The organism is Streptomyces sp. NPDC096079, from assembly GCF_040303145.1.
Classification (GTDB): domain Bacteria; phylum Actinomycetota; class Actinomycetes; order Streptomycetales; family Streptomycetaceae; genus Streptomyces.
Map to the genome: position 1 here is coordinate 15,679 of NZ_JBEOST010000031.1, position 13,376 is coordinate 29,054.

Annotated in this window: 16 protein-coding genes; 8 read left to right on the plus strand and 8 right to left on the minus strand. The window is 73.8% G+C overall.

Annotated features, from left to right (window positions below):
* Window positions 1–300 precede the first annotated feature (300 nt).
* Together ABTY59_RS34805 and ABTY59_RS34810 are read left to right on the plus strand one after the other, a co-directional pair.
* Complete coding sequence (locus tag ABTY59_RS34805; RefSeq protein ID WP_352023134.1) at window positions 301–1,800, plus strand: glutamate-cysteine ligase family protein; 1,500 nt, start codon at window positions 301–303, stop codon at window positions 1,798–1,800.
* Window positions 1,801–1,918: 118 nt separating this feature from the next.
* A complete protein-coding gene (locus tag ABTY59_RS34810) occupies window positions 1,919–2,707 on the plus strand; it encodes a CPBP family intramembrane glutamic endopeptidase (RefSeq protein ID WP_352023178.1) in 789 nt (262 codons plus the stop codon).
* A gap of 55 nt (window positions 2,708–2,762) precedes the next feature.
* Here ABTY59_RS34810 and ABTY59_RS34815 read toward each other — a convergent pair whose 3' ends face one another.
* The gene (locus tag ABTY59_RS34815) at window positions 2,763–3,572 is read right to left on the minus strand and encodes a PhzF family phenazine biosynthesis protein (protein ID WP_352023135.1); all 810 of its coding nucleotides are present in this window, start codon (window positions 3,570–3,572) and stop codon (window positions 2,763–2,765) included.
* A gap of 121 nt (window positions 3,573–3,693) precedes the next feature.
* Between ABTY59_RS34815 and ABTY59_RS34820 the strand changes: the two genes are divergently transcribed.
* Entirely contained in the window at window positions 3,694–4,056 is a 363-nt protein-coding gene (locus ABTY59_RS34820) for a hypothetical protein (protein WP_352023136.1), read from the plus strand.
* Here ABTY59_RS34820 and ABTY59_RS34825 read toward each other — a convergent pair.
* The 3 genes from ABTY59_RS34825 to ABTY59_RS34835 all read right to left on the minus strand — a co-directional run bounded on the left by ABTY59_RS34825 (window position 4,034) and on the right by ABTY59_RS34835 (window position 6,153).
* The gene (locus ABTY59_RS34825; RefSeq protein WP_352023137.1) at window positions 4,034–4,582 is read right to left on the minus strand and encodes a GNAT family N-acetyltransferase; all 549 of its coding nucleotides are present in this window, start codon (window positions 4,580–4,582) and stop codon (window positions 4,034–4,036) included. The two genes, ABTY59_RS34820 and ABTY59_RS34825, sit on opposite strands and share 23 nt — an antisense overlap.
* 37 nt (window positions 4,583–4,619) lie before the next feature.
* Complete coding sequence (locus ABTY59_RS34830) at window positions 4,620–5,339, minus strand: GNAT family N-acetyltransferase (RefSeq protein WP_352023138.1); 720 nt, start codon at window positions 5,337–5,339, stop codon at window positions 4,620–4,622.
* An 88-nt stretch (window positions 5,340–5,427) separates the two neighbouring features.
* Window positions 5,428–6,153, minus strand: coding sequence for a TioE family transcriptional regulator (locus tag ABTY59_RS34835; protein ID WP_352023139.1), 726 nt, complete (start codon window positions 6,151–6,153; stop codon window positions 5,428–5,430).
* A gap of 69 nt (window positions 6,154–6,222) precedes the next feature.
* Here ABTY59_RS34835 and ABTY59_RS34840 point away from each other — a divergent pair, with 69 nt between their 5' ends.
* A complete protein-coding gene (locus tag ABTY59_RS34840) occupies window positions 6,223–7,470 on the plus strand; it encodes an erythromycin esterase family protein (protein WP_352023140.1) in 1,248 nt (415 codons plus the stop codon).
* A 69-nt stretch (window positions 7,471–7,539) separates the two neighbouring features.
* Window positions 7,540–8,157, plus strand: coding sequence for a PadR family transcriptional regulator (locus tag ABTY59_RS34845; protein WP_352023141.1), 618 nt, complete (start codon window positions 7,540–7,542; stop codon window positions 8,155–8,157).
* 67 nt (window positions 8,158–8,224) lie between these two features.
* Here ABTY59_RS34845 and ABTY59_RS34850 read toward each other — a convergent pair whose 3' ends face one another.
* Window positions 8,225–8,653 carry a type II toxin-antitoxin system Rv0910 family toxin gene (locus tag ABTY59_RS34850; RefSeq protein ID WP_352023142.1) on the minus strand — a complete coding sequence of 143 codons (429 nt, stop codon included), beginning with the start codon at window positions 8,651–8,653 and terminating at the stop codon, window positions 8,225–8,227.
* 69 nt (window positions 8,654–8,722) lie between these two features.
* Window positions 8,723–8,947: a hypothetical protein gene (locus ABTY59_RS34855; RefSeq protein WP_352023143.1), complete on the minus strand. Its 225-nt coding sequence runs from the start codon at window positions 8,945–8,947 to the stop codon at window positions 8,723–8,725.
* A 196-nt stretch (window positions 8,948–9,143) separates the two neighbouring features.
* Between ABTY59_RS34855 and ABTY59_RS34860 the strand changes: the two genes are divergently transcribed.
* From ABTY59_RS34860 to ABTY59_RS34870, 3 genes are all read left to right on the plus strand, one after another.
* Window positions 9,144–9,728: a Clp protease N-terminal domain-containing protein gene (locus ABTY59_RS34860; RefSeq protein ID WP_352023144.1), complete on the plus strand. Its 585-nt coding sequence runs from the start codon at window positions 9,144–9,146 to the stop codon at window positions 9,726–9,728.
* A 41-nt stretch (window positions 9,729–9,769) separates the two neighbouring features.
* Complete coding sequence (locus ABTY59_RS34865; protein ID WP_352023145.1) at window positions 9,770–10,786, plus strand: EamA family transporter; 1,017 nt, start codon at window positions 9,770–9,772, stop codon at window positions 10,784–10,786.
* 175 nt (window positions 10,787–10,961) lie between these two features.
* Complete coding sequence (locus ABTY59_RS34870) at window positions 10,962–11,930, plus strand: DMT family transporter (RefSeq protein ID WP_352023146.1); 969 nt, start codon at window positions 10,962–10,964, stop codon at window positions 11,928–11,930.
* Window positions 11,931–11,990: 60 nt separating this feature from the next.
* On the opposite strand, the gene ABTY59_RS34875 is transcribed toward ABTY59_RS34870, so the two are convergent.
* Window positions 11,991–12,635, minus strand: a complete 645-nt coding sequence (locus ABTY59_RS34875; protein ID WP_352023147.1) for an FMN-binding negative transcriptional regulator — start codon at window positions 12,633–12,635, stop codon at window positions 11,991–11,993.
* Between the two features lie 20 nt (window positions 12,636–12,655).
* Window positions 12,656–13,360 (minus strand): pyridoxamine 5'-phosphate oxidase family protein, encoded by a 705-nt coding sequence (locus ABTY59_RS34880; RefSeq protein ID WP_352023148.1) that lies wholly within the window; start codon window positions 13,358–13,360, stop codon window positions 12,656–12,658.
* Window positions 13,361–13,376 lie beyond the last annotated feature (16 nt).

The window sequence follows — 13,376 nt, forward strand, 5'->3', positions numbered from 1 at the left end:
GACAAGGCGTCATCAGGCCTTAATCACAGGGAGTTGAAGCGGAATCACGAGGACGATACCGCCCTCACCTGGGTATTCCTCGCCAAGGCGGACGGCCGAATTCCGACCCCGGGCCCCGGGACAATACGACATTGGTATATGTCGCTTGTTCCTTGCCTTCGGGATGTGCCCGTGGGGTGCTCCGTCCAGCCTATCCTCCGCGCGGCCGGTTCCGCAGGCGTTGTGGATCAGCGGTGTGGGCATCATCGTCCGTGACGCGCGGCCGTCCCGGTCGCCGCCCGAGCGGGGAGGGACGCTTCGATGGGGGAGAAGGTCGTGGCCGACGGGTTCGGCCCGTCCGACCGGCAGCAGTACCGCAGAAAGCTCCAGCAGTGTCTGGCGGGGCTCGCGCGACTGCTGGCGGAGAAGAGGTTCGACCGGCCGCGGAATCTCATGGGAGTGGAGATCGAACTCAATCTCGCCGGCCCCGACGGGCTCCCCAGGATGCTGAACGGCCCGGTTCTCGAAAAGATCGCGAGCCCCGATTTCCAGACGGAACTGGGAATGTTCAACCTCGAAGTGAACATCGCGCCCCACCAGCTCGACGGCCGCGTATTCGACCGGCTCGCGGAAGAGATCGGAACCGGCATCGGATATGCCGACCGCAAGGCGGCGGAACTCGACGCGGGCGTCGTCATGATCGGCATACTCCCCACCCTCACCCAGGGCGACCTGATTCCCGAGAACCTCTCGGACAACGACCGTTACACCCTCCTCAACGACCAGATACTCGCGGCCCGGGGCGAGGACTTCACCCTCGACATCCACGGCGTCGAACGCCTCCTGTGCACCACGGAGTCGATCGTGCCCGAGGCGGCCTGCACCTCGGTCCAGCTGCACCTCCAGGTGACCCCCGCCCGCTTCGCCGCCGTGTGGAACGCGGCGCAGGCCGTGTCGGCCGTCCAGATCGCGCTCGGCGCCAACGCGCCCTTCGCCTTCGGCCGCGAACTGTGGCGCGAGTCCCGGCCGCCGCTCTTCCAGCAGGCCACCGACACCCGGCCGCCCGAGCTCCAGTCGCAGGGCGTACGGCCGCGCACCTGGTTCGGGGAGCGGTGGGTGGACTCGGTGTACGACCTCTTCGAGGAGAACGTCCGGTACTTCCCCGCCCTGCTGCCGCTCTGCGACGAGGAGGACCCGCTGCTCGTCCTGGACCGGGGAGGGGTGCCGCGCCTCCAGGAGCTGGTCCTGCACAACGGCACCGTCTACCGCTGGAACCGGCCCGTGTACGGCTGGGTCGACGGGGTCCCGCACCTGCGGGTCGAGAACCGGGTGCTGCCGGCGGGGCCGACCGTCACCGACGTGATCGCGAACGCGGCCTTCTACTACGGGCTCGTCCGCTCGCTCGCCGACGACCCGCGGCCGGTGTGGAAGCGGATGGCCTTCCAGGACGCCGAGGCCAACTTCGACACCGCCTGCCGCCACGGCATCGAGGCGGAGCTGCGCTGGCCCCGCCCGGGCCGGGCGGGCGGCGTCACGGCCGTACCCGCCGTACGGCTCGTCCTCGACGAGCTGCTGCCGCTCGCCGCCGCCGGGCTCGACGCCTGGCACATCGAGCCGGCCGACCGGGACTTCTACCTGGGAGTCATCGAGCAGCGCTGTCTGCGGCGGGTCAACGGGGCCTCCTGGCAGGCCGACACCTTCCACCGGGCCCTGGAGTCGGGCCTCGACCGGGAGGCGGCCCTCGCGGCGACGACCCGCCGCTACCGGACGCTCATGCTCGGGGGCGAGCCGGTGCACACCTGGCCGGTGGGGATCGACTGACCTCCTCCCCGTCCCCTCCATGGGTGATCATGTCAAGGTGGTCCCGGTCGGCCGGGGCCCGCCGGACGGCGTGAGCCCGCGAGGGGAAGTGGAGACAGGTGTGGTGTCGGAGCAACGACTGAGGGACGCTTCCCCGCCCGACGGCCTGCCGCGCGGCGTACTGCGCTCCGAGACGCTCATCGTCCTCGCGCTGTCGCTCGGGGCGAGCGGGGTGTCGGCGCTCATCAGCTTCATCGGCTCGCTGACCAAGCCCGGGTCGCTCAAGGAACAGGCGGCGACGCTCAACGGCTCGTACGCCCCCGGGCGGCCCTGGCTCGACCTGTCCTGGCAGCTCTTCGGCATCGCCACCGCGCTCGTGCCGGTCGTGCTCGTCGCCCATCTGCTGATGCGGGAGGGGCCGGGGGTACGGGGGCTGCGGGCCATCGGCTTCGACCGGACCCGGCCGTGGTCGGACCTCGGGCGCGGGACGCTGGTCGCGGCGGGGATCGGCAGCGCGGGCCTCGCCTTCTACCTGGCGGCGCGGGCCTCCGGGTTCAACCTCACCGTGGTGCCCGAGTCGCTGCCCGAGGTGTGGTGGAAGTACCCGGTGCTCATCCTCTCGGCGATCCAGAACTCCGTCCTGGAGGAGGTCGTCGTCGTCGGCTACCTGCTGCGCCGGCTCGGCCAGTTGGGGTGGTCGCCGATGGCCGCGCTCCTGGCGAGTTCGGTGCTGCGCGGCTCCTACCACCTCTACCAGGGCATCGGCGGTTTCCTCGGCAACATGGTGATGGGCGTGGTCTTCGTGCTGCTCTACCGCCGCTGGGGGCGGGTCGGGCCGCTGGTCGCCGCGCACGCCCTGCTCGACATCGTGGCCTTCGTCGGGTACGGGCTGCTGGCCGGGAAGGTGGACTGGCTGCCCACCGTGTGACGGGGAAGGGGCGTGCGGCACGGGCCGCCCGCCCCCCCTGCTCTCCCGCGTCGCCTCAGGCGCGCAGGTCGCCTTCGATGACCGTGACGGCGTGGCCGTTCAGGAGGGTGCGGTCGCCGTCGAGCCGGGTGCGGACGAGGCCCGTGCGGGCGCCGCCCTGGAAGCCGGTGAGCTCCTCACGGCCGAACCGGGCCGCCCAGTACGGGGCGAGAGCGGTGTGGGCGCTGCCCGTCACGGGGTCCTCGTCGATCCCGACGGCAGGGAAGAAGCCGCGCGAGACGAAGTCGTATCCGCTGTCCGGCCGCTCGGCGGCGGCGGTCACGATGACGCCGCGCGTGGAGAGTCCCTTCAGGGCGGCGAAGTCCGGGGCGAGGGAGCGGACGGTGGTCTCGTCGCGCAGTTCGACGAGGAGGTCGCCAATGTGGTCGGCCGTGTCGTGGACGGCGACGACCTCGGCGCCGAGCGCCTTCTCCAGCCCCTCGGGGGCGGGGACCGGCGTGAGGGAGGAGGTCGGGAAGTCCATCGTGATCGTGCCGTCCGCCTCGGCCGTGGTGATCAGGAGGCCGCAGCGGGCGGCGAAGCGGACGGTGCCGCTCGCGGTGCCGGTGGTGTGCAGGACGTGCGCCGTGGCCAGGGTGGCGTGGCCGCACATGTCGACCTCGGTGGTCGGGGTGAACCAGCGCAGCGCCCAGTCGGCCTCCCCGCCGGCGGGCAGCGGGTGGGCGAAGGCCGTCTCGGAGAGGTTGACCTCCGCGGCGACCTTCTGGAGCCAGGCGTCGTCGGGGAAGGAGTCGAGGAGCAGGACTCCGGCCGGGTTGCCGGAGAAGGGCTGGTCGGTGAAGGCGTCGACGATTCGGATGCGCATGCCACCGACCGTACCGGGGCCGGAAATCCGGGGACCAAGGCCAATCGCGGAGAACTGGACCCCTTCTCCCGCGCGTCGTCCTGGACGGACGGGTCGGGGACGAGTGCGCCGGGGGGCTTCCATGATGTTCGGGTACAGCGACGAGTGGTGGGTCCTGTTCTTCTACCCGGTCCTGCTGTGGGTGCCCTTCGGCCCGTTCCTCATGGGCGCGACGGGGGTGTGGTGCGCCCGGCGGTCCGGCCCGTGGCCCTGGGTGTGGACGGTCCTGCTGCCGCTGGTGCCGGTGGGGGTCTCCGCGACGGTGCTGCTCCTGCCCTGGGACCAGCCGACGGACACCGACGACCTCGTCGGCTACCTCCTCGTGTACGTCCTCGGCATCACCGTGCTGCCGTGGCTGCTGGGGTACGGGATCACCCGGGTGGTGCGTGCCGTGCGGGTCCGCCGGCGCGGGGCCGGTCAGGTCACAGAGGCGTCAGGACCATGAGGATCTCGTCGCGGTCGTCGTCGGCGGCGAGGCGCAGGGCCCCGGGCCAGCGGCCGACCTCCCGCCAGCCGAGCCGGCCGTAGAAGTCCTCGAGACCGACGCCGCCGCGGGCCGCGAGGCGCAGCTGCTCCAGGCCCATCTCGTCGCGGGCGATCGCCCGCGCGTGCCGGACCAGGCCCGCGCCGACGCCCCGCCCCCGCACCCCGAGGCGGGTCTGGACGTGGTGCAGGCTGCCCCAGTGGGCGACCAGCGGATGCGGGTCCCGACGCAGGCACAGCCAGCCCGCGAGGGCGCCGTCGACCGAGGCCGTGACGAGGCGGCAGCTCGCCGGGGCGAGCCCCGTGACGATCCGGTCGACCGCGGCGGCGACCTCGACGGGGTCGACCGGCGGGAAGGGGAACCCGGCGGCGCCGCCCGCGTCGCTCACCTCGGTCCAGCACGCGGCCAGGTCGGGGACGAGACCGTCGGGGACCGCCTCGGGGGCGGTGAACTGGGCGAGGAGCGGACGGCTTTCCTTGCTGGTCATCGCAGGAGTGTCGCAGACCCTCCCGGCGCCGGCTCCTTCACCCGAGTTCCAGGGAGAGTTGGGCGCCCAGCTCCTCGAAGCCCAGTGCGGCGGCGACCCGCCGGGAAGCGGGGGGTCGCGCGCGCCACTGCGGAAGGAGCCCCGCGGCGAGGGCGTGGGCGACCGCCGCCGAGGCCACCGACCGCGCGAGCCCGCGGCCCCGGGCCTCCGGGGCCGTCAGCACGCTGACGTGGGCGGTCCGGCGGGGCCAGTCCCGGTAGCCGGCGGCGGCCACCACGCGGTCGTGTGCGCGGACCACGAACGCGGGTGAGGTGATCTCGTCCAGGGAGGCTTCCGCGGAGTCGTCCTGCCCGGCGGCCGCTTCGAGCGCGCGCAGGGCCGGATGGCCGGCGGGCAGCCGTTCCACGGGCGAGGGTCCGGTCGTGGGGCGGAAGCCCTCCGGGGACACGTAGGCCAGGGTCGCGGGCCCGAGCGTCCCGGTCACGGGCAGGACGCCTCGGAGGGAAGCGGGGTCCACCAGGGCCTCGACCGGCAGGCCCGGCAGGGCGGCGCGCACGGTCGCGGCGGACTGCTCGTTCGGCACGGTCACGATCGCCGATCCGCCGAGGGCGACCACACCGACCCATCCGGACGGGCACAGGCCCGATTCCGGGGAGACGAGCACGGTGACCGCACCCTCGGGTGTGAACGACCCTGCGGGCCCGGCGAGTTCTTCCCAGAGCTCGCGGGCTCTGTGCGCGAGGGGATGCGTCGACATGGCGCCGATCATGCCAGTCGGAGTCGGAGTCGGAGTCGGAGTCGGAGTCGGAGTCGGAGCCGGAGTCGGAGTCGGAGCCGTCTCCGGCTCATCCGTGCTCGCGCAGGTACGTCTCCAGTGCCGCGGCGCCGGTCAGCAGGGCGCGGCCGCGGGTGGAGAGGCGGTTGTGCCAGTCGGTCAGGGCGGCTTCCAGGGGCTCCAGTCCGCCCGCCGTGCGGAGATGGGCGATCAGCGGGGCGATCCGGTCCAGCGGGTAGCCGCCGCGTCTGAGCTGGTGGGCCGTGCGGGCGTCCCGGACGGCGCTCTCGTCGTAGACGCGGTAGCCGGTGCGGGGGTCGCGGTGCGGGATCACCAGGCCGGCGTCCTCCCACTTGCGGAGGGTCGCGGGGCGGATGCCGAGCTTCCGCGCCAGCGGCCCGATGAACGTGCCCCCGGGTTCGGGTGGCGCGGCCGGCCCCGGGTCCAGGTCGCGCAGGGCGCTCTCCACGGCACCGAGGGTCCGCCGGTCCTCCAGGAGCTGCGCGTGACTCTCGTCGATCAGGCGGAGGGCCTCGTCGGTCGCGCCCTCGTGGACGGCACGCAGGATCGCCGTCGCCGTCGGGTGGCCGTGACCGGGCAGCAGGGCCAGGAACGCGCGGAGCGCAGCGGCGTGCCGGGGGGTGTAGGCGCGGTAGCCGTGGGGGGTGCGAGCAGCGGCGGGGAGGATGCCGGCCTCCTCGTAGTTCCTGACGGCCTGCGTCGACAGTCCGTGCTCCCGCGCCAGATCCACCGGCCTGAGCCTCACGCGCTCAGCGGTTTGAAGGTTTTTCCCCATGCCTTCGACGATAGCGCGGGCTTTCTGCGTAAAAGTCTCCACCGAAGGTTCAACGATAGCGTCGAAGTCATGGCGACTGACATCAAGGACTCCGCCCATCCCTTCGACTCCTCCTCCGTCATGGGGCTGCTCCGTGCCCGCCCCCGGCTGCTCGCGCTGGGCGAGCCCACCCACCGCGAGGACACGCTGCTCGGCCTGCGCAACGAGCTGTTCCGGCAGCTCGTCGAGCGGGAGGGCTACCGGACGATCGCGCTGGAGACCGACTGCCTGAGGGGCCTGGTCGTGGACGACCACGTCACCTCCGGCGCCGGCACCCTCGACGAGGTCATGGAGCACGGCTTCAGCCACGAGTGGGGCGCCGACGCGGCCAACCGCGAACTCGTGCGCTGGATGCGCGCGTACAACGAGGGCCGGCCCGCGGACCGGCGCGTCCGCTTCGCCGGGTTCGACGGGCCGCTGGAGATCGCCGCGGCCGAGAGCCCCCGGCGGGCCCTCACCGCGCTCCACGGGTACCTCGCGGAACGGGTGGAGGCGGACCTGCTGCCCTGCGCCCCGGACACGCTGGACGAGCTGCTCGGCGGCGACGAGCGGTGGACCGACCCGGCCGTGATGAGGGAGCCGGCCCGGTCGGTGGGGCGGTCGGAGCCGGCGGTCCGGCTGCGGCTGATCGCCGACGACCTGGCGGCGCTGCTCGACGAGCAGCGTCCGCACCTCGTCGGGGTCAGCTCGGCCGAGGAGTGGGACCGGGCCCGCCTGTACGCCCGCACCGCGCACGGTCTGCTGCGCTACCACCACTGGATGGCCGACACCTCGCCGGTCCGGCCGGCCCGGCTGGTGGCGGCTCGGGACCGGATGATGTCCCTCAATCTCCTCGCGCTCGCCGAGCGGGGCCCGACGTTGGTCTTCGCCCACAACGGCCACCTCCAGCGGGAGAAGAGCTCGATGCGGATGGGCGGCCGGCGGCTGGAGTGGTGGAGCGCCGGGGCGCAGGTGAGCGCCGAACTCGGGGAGGAGTACGCCTTCGTGGCGACGGCCCTGGGCACGATCGGCCACCAGGGAGTGGACGCGCCGCCGCCGGACACCGTCGAAGGGCTGCTGTCCGCGCTGCCGGAGGAACGCTGCGTCGTCGACGCCCGGCGGCTCGCGGACGCCCTCGGCGACACCCGGCCCGCCGCGCGGGTGTCCCCCTGGTTCGGTTACGCCCCCTTCGACCCGGACCATCTCGCGGACTGTGACGCGCTGGTGTTCGTCAGGAACGTGACGCGAGGCCAGGCCCGTCCGGAAGGCGGAACCGACCTGTCGGGTCTTGCTCGGTGAACAGTTCCGATATATCGTTGAGGCATCGCGACAGTTCAACGATGGATTCTCGATGGAAGGAGCGTTGCGATGCGTTCACATGGACACGAGTACGGAAACGGACCCGGCCGTGGAGGCTGCGGCCCCGGGGCTCGGGGGGACTTCGAGGGGCGCCGCGCCGCGTTCGGGCCGTTCGGGCCCGGATTCGGCGGCGGGCCGTGGGGCGGTGGCCCCTTCGGCGGGCGAGGCCGCGGCGGCGGCCGGGGACGGGCGCGGCGCGGTGACGTGCGTGCCTCGATCCTGGCGCTCCTGAAGGACCGCCCGATGCACGGCTACGAGATGATCCGGGAGATCGGCGAGCGCAGCGACGGGGCGTGGAAGCCCAGTCCCGGCTCCGTCTACCCGACCCTCCAGATGCTGGAGGACGAGGGGCTGATCACCAGCGCGAGCGAGGGCGGCAAGAAGCTGTTCACGCTCACCGACACCGGGCGCGCCGAGGCCGACGAGGGCCCCGAGGCGCCGTGGGAGGAGGCCGGGCGCGGGGTCGACTGGGACGCCGTGAACGAGATCCGGCAGGCCGGCTTCGGTCTGATGGAGGCGTTCGGGCAGGTCTGGAAGACCGGCAGCCCCGAGCAGCGGCAGAAGGCGGTCACCGTGATCAACGAGGCCCGCAAGAAGCTCTACCTGATCCTCGCCGACGAGCACTGAGGCGGACAGCGCCCGGGGCCCCGCGACCGTCGTCGCGGGGCCCCGGGCGTTCTCGGCGCGGTACGGCTCAGGCCACCAGGCCCGAGAGCTTGCGCAGGGACTCGGTCAGTGCCGCCGTCGCCGAGTCCTTGAGCTTGCCCGCCATCAGGGAGACCGCCGCACCGGTGAACTCCCCGTCGATCCGTACCGTCGTGGCCTCGCCGTCCGCCGCCAGCGAGTAGCGCGTGGTGACGACGACCCCCATCGGGCCCTTGCCCCGGATGGCGAACGCCCGCTCCGACTCCAGCTCCTCCACCGTCCAGAGGACCTCGGCGGGGAAGCCCATCAGCTTCATGTTCTCCGTGAAGGTGGCGCCCGCCTCCAGCGCGGCCGGCCCGCCGTTCGGGAAGCCGGTGTGGGTGGCGTTCCACTCGCCGTACGAGGAGAAGTCGGTGAGCCGCGCCCAGACCTTCCCGGCCGGTGCCTCGATCCGTGCCTCCGCGCTGACTTCGGCCATGAGACCACCCCTTCACGCGTGCCAACTGGGTTCCGGTGTCGCGGAACGTAGCGGGGCGGCCGTGAACATTCAATACTGATGAACCGTCAGTTCTGCGGCGGCCGGCCCCGCCCCGTCGCCGATCCACCAGATCTCGGCCGCGTCGAAGCTGTCCGACGCCCGGGGCGCCCCGTCCTCCTCGTGGCGGTGGAAGGCCGCCCAGAACAGATCGGCCGGCAGCGCCTCCCGGGGTGCGTACACCCGGTACACGTACTGCCGCCCGTCGCGTGAGGGCAGCGCCACCATCCAGAACACGACCGGAGGACGAGCGGGGGAGGGGGCGCGGTTGCGAAGGGGGCGCGAAGCAAGGCGGCGCGCGCCCTTCGGGGTCGACGCGCCCGATCTCATCCGTAAGGAGGAGGAACCGCTCGCCCGTGCCCAACTCCGGTGGGATGCGGACATGCTTCTCCCCGGTGATGTTCCGGCCGCCCCGGCCTGATGAGGTGGGAGGGTGCACCATCCCGTCCCGCGCCCCCAGTCGCTCCCGTCCGCCGCCGTCCCGCGCGCGGACCTCGCGCCGTGCCTGACGCCCTCGCTCGCGACGGTCGTGTCGGGCGCGCGCCGCAGGGCCCTCAGGGACGGCGACCGCCAGATCGACACCGCCCATCTCCTGCACGCCCTCGTCGAGTCCGACCCCGAGGTCCGCGCCGCCTTCGAGGGCGGCCCTCAGCTCGCCCGTGTGCTCGGCTATCTCGTCCAGCGTTCCATCGGCTACGGCCTGCGCTGGCAGCGCTCGGACGAGGAGTCCGCGGTGCGGCGCCTGCTGCCCGCCGCGCGCGGGGCCGAGCCCCCGGGCACCCGCGCCTCGCCCTGGTCGCCGGCCGCGACCGCCGCCCTGGAGAGCGCCTTCCGGCGGGCCGCCGAGCGCGGCGAGCCCCAGGCCCGCGGCCTCGACGTGCTCGCCGCCGTCGCCGCCGATCCCGAGAGCAGGGCCGCCGAGGTGCTCCGTCGCGCGGGGGTCGAACCGGCCGTGCTGGCCGCCCGTGCCACCGCCCTCACGGCCGCCCCGGACGAGGAGCCGTCTCAACAGGTGTAACGGGGGTTACGCCCCTGACCGCGTCCTGCCATGATGGCCCGATGCACGCGTCTCAGGGGAGAAGCGCCGGCCTGGGACTCGCCCTGGCCTCGGCCTTCGCATTCGGTGGTTCAGGAGTGGCGGCCAAGCCGCTCATCGAGGCGGGCCTCGACCCGCTCCACGTGGTGTGGCTCCGGGTCGCCGGCGCCGCGCTCGTCCTGCTGCCCGTGGCCTGGCGCCACCGGGACCTCCCGCGCCGCAAACCCGCGCTGCTCGTGGGCTTCGGCCTGCTCGCCGTCGCCGGAGTCCAGGCCTTCTACTTCGCCTCGCTCTCCCGCATCCCCGTCGGCGTCGCCCTGCTCATCGAGTACCTCGCCCCCGCCCTCGTCCTCGGCTGGGTCCGCTTCGTCCAGCGCCGGCCCGTCACCCGTGCCGCCGCGCTCGGCGTCGTCCTCGCCGCCGGCGGCCTCGCCTGCGTCGTCCAGGTCTGGTCCGGCCTGAGCTTCGACCTCCTGGGCCTGCTCCTGGCCCTGGCCGCGGCCTGCTGCCAGGTCGGTTACTTCGTCCTCTCCGACCAGGGCGCCGACGGCGCCGAGGAGGCCGAGCGGGCCGATCCGGTGGGCGTCATCGCGTACGGGCTGCTCATCGGCGCCCTCGTCCTGACCGCGGTGGCCCGGCCCTGGGGCATGGACTGGGGCGTCCTCGGCGGGCGCGCCGACATGAACGGGACCAGCGTTCCCGCGTGGCTGCTGCTCGGCTGGATCGTCCTGATCGCCACCGTCCTCGCGTACGTCACCGGCGTCATCTCGGTGCGCAAGCTCTCCCCGCAGGTGGCGGGCGTCGTGGCCTGCCTGGAGGCGGTCATCGCGACCGTCCTGGCCTGGGTGCTGCTCGGCGAGCACCTGGGCGCGCCGCAGATCATCGGCGGTGCGGTGGTCCTGGTCGGGGCCTTCATCGCCCAGTCCTCGACGCCGAAGGCGGCCCCGAGCGAGCCGGTGGCCGGTTCCGCTCCGGCGGCCGGAGCGGAGGATCCCACGGAGCGGGACGCGGAGTTGTCGGCCGGCCGGACCTCCTCGTAGGGTGCTGATCATGCATTCGACCGTGCTTCCGCCTCCCGCCGCCTAGCGCGGGCGGAGACCTCTCCGACGAAGACCGGGCTCGGCCGGGCGGCTCCCCGCCCCCGAGCGGTTCGTCGCTGCCCGCGCGCGGATCCCAGCGACCACCCTTCCCTCCTGTCTTCCACGGAGCATCCACGTGTCGAACTCCTCGGGACCCGCCCTGTCCGTCGGGCGGAGCCTCCTCTATCTGATCGTCGCCGGCATCGCCTGGGGCACCGCCGGCGCCGCCGCCTCGCTGATCTTCCGCATCAGCGACATGGGCCCGCTGGCCCTCTCCTTCTGGCGCTGCGTCGGCGGGCTCGCCCTGCTGCTCGGAGCACTGGCGCTGCGGCGGCCGCGTCGGTCCGCCGCCCGTACCGTCACGGAGCCGGGCGGTCGGCGGGCGGCCCGCATCCTCGGCACCGGGATCGGGCTCACCGTCTTCCAGAGCGCCTACTTCGCCGCCGTCGAGGCCACCGGCCTCGCGGTCGGCACCGTCGTCACCCTGGGCGCGGGACCCGTCCTCATCGCGATCGGCGCCCGGCTCACCATGGGCGAGCGCCTCGGGCGCGGCGGGGTCGCCGCCGTCGCCGGAGCGCTCGGCGGTCTCTTCGTGCTCGTCCTCGGCGGCGGGGCGGCGGAGGTGCGGCCGCTCGGTGTCGTCCTCGCGGTCGTCTCGGCCGCCGGATACGCGGCGATCACCCTGCTCACCCGGTGGCTCGGCCGGGACGGCGGCGCCTCGGACGCCCTGGGGACGACCACCTGGGCCTTCGCGATCGGGGCCGTCGGGCTGCTGCCCGCCGCGCTCGCGGAGGGGCTCGTCCCGCACACCGACGCGCCGGTGAGCGTCGTACTGCTCCTCGTGTACGTGGCCGCGGTGCCGACCGCGCTCGCCTATGCGCTGTACTTCGCCGGAGCGGCCGTCGTCCGGGCGGCCACCGTCTCCGTGATCATGCTCCTGGAGCCGGTGAGCGCGGCCCTGATCGCGGTCTCGCTCCTCGGCGAGCGGCTCACCGCCGCGATCGTGCTCGGCACGCTGCTGCTCCTCGCCGCCGTGACGGGCCTCGCCCTCGCGGAGGCGCGGACGGCCGCGGCGGCGCGCAGGTCGGAGCCGGTGACGGCGTAGGCGGCGGGGCGGCCGGGGGCGGGGGCCGGCGGGTTCCCGCCGGCCCCCGCCCCCGGTCCGTCACCCGTGCGCGCGCCGGCGCAGCTGGTGGGCCCGGGCGTTCAGGTCGCCGGGGCCCGCCCGCTCGGCCAGCCGCTCGGAGACCCGCTCCTGGACCTCCCGCGGCTTGTTGCCCGCGTACTTGAACTTCGCCCGCACCTCGGTCACCTCCAGGCTCAGCACCCGGATCCCCGACAGGAGCCTGCCGAAGGGAGCCTCGCCGGGGGTGACGGGCGCGGTGCCGCCCTCCGGCTGGAAGTGCGCGACCTGCCGGTCGAGCAGGGCGGCCTTCTCCGCCGGATCGTCGACCACGCGCGCGGTGCAGCGGAGCTGGACGGCCGCGTAGTACGAGGTCGGGGTGGAGTGCTCGGACGGCACGCCCTCGGGGGCCGTCCAGTGCCCCGGTACGTACACGTAGTCGTCGACCACGCTCAGGAGCACCGTCGGGTTCGCCTCCAGGGCGCGCCAGAGCGGGTTGGGCCGGGCGAGGTGCGTCAGGGCGCGGCCGTACGGGCCGGGCTCGGGGTCGTACCGGAAGTGCGTGGGCTGCACCCACGGCGGCTCACCGGCCGCTCCGTTGACGGCGAGCTGCCCGAAGTCGTGCCGGGAGAGCCAGTCGCGCCACTCGTCCTCGTCGAGAGCGGCGTCCCAGGGGTGGATCAGCATGGTCGGTCCGTCCCGCCCGGTCAGAGGGCCGTGAGGTAGTCCGGCACGGCGACGGACGGGGCGAGGTCGTCGGCCGGGACCGGCGTGCCGTAGCCGCCGCGCACCGGGACCACGCCGGCCCAGTGGGGGAGGGCCAGGTCCTCCGCGTCGTCGTTGGGGCCGCCGGTGCGGACCTTCGCCGAGACCTCGTCCAGGTCGAGCCGGATCACGGCGGTGGCGGCGAGCTCCTTGGCGTTCCCGGGGCGCGAGTCGGCCGAGCGGCCGGGGACGACGTGGTCGACGAGGGCGTCCAGGGCCGTCCGCAGCTCCTCGGGGTCGGTGACCTGGTGGGCGGTGCCGTGGACGACGACCGAGCGGTAGTTGAGCGAGTGGTGGAAGGCGGAGCGGGCGAGGACGAGGCCGTCGACGTGCGTCACGGTCAGGCAGACGGGCAGGCCGGGGGCCTCGACGCCGTCGCCGGCGGCGCGGAGCGGCCGCGAGCCGGTGGAACCGTGGACGTAGAGGCGCTCGCCGACCCGGCCGAAGAGCGTGGGGAGGACGACCGGCGCGCCGTCGCGGACGAAGCCGAGGTGGCAGACGTAGGCCTCGTCGAGTATCGAGTGGACCAGTTCCCTGTCGTACGAGGCGCGCTGCCGGGAGCGCGTGGGCACGGTGCGGTCGGTCGGCGCGTAGGCCTCGCGGGGCGCGGACGTGTCGGTCGCGGTGCGCGTGTCGACGGCGCTCATTGCGTACTCCATTGCA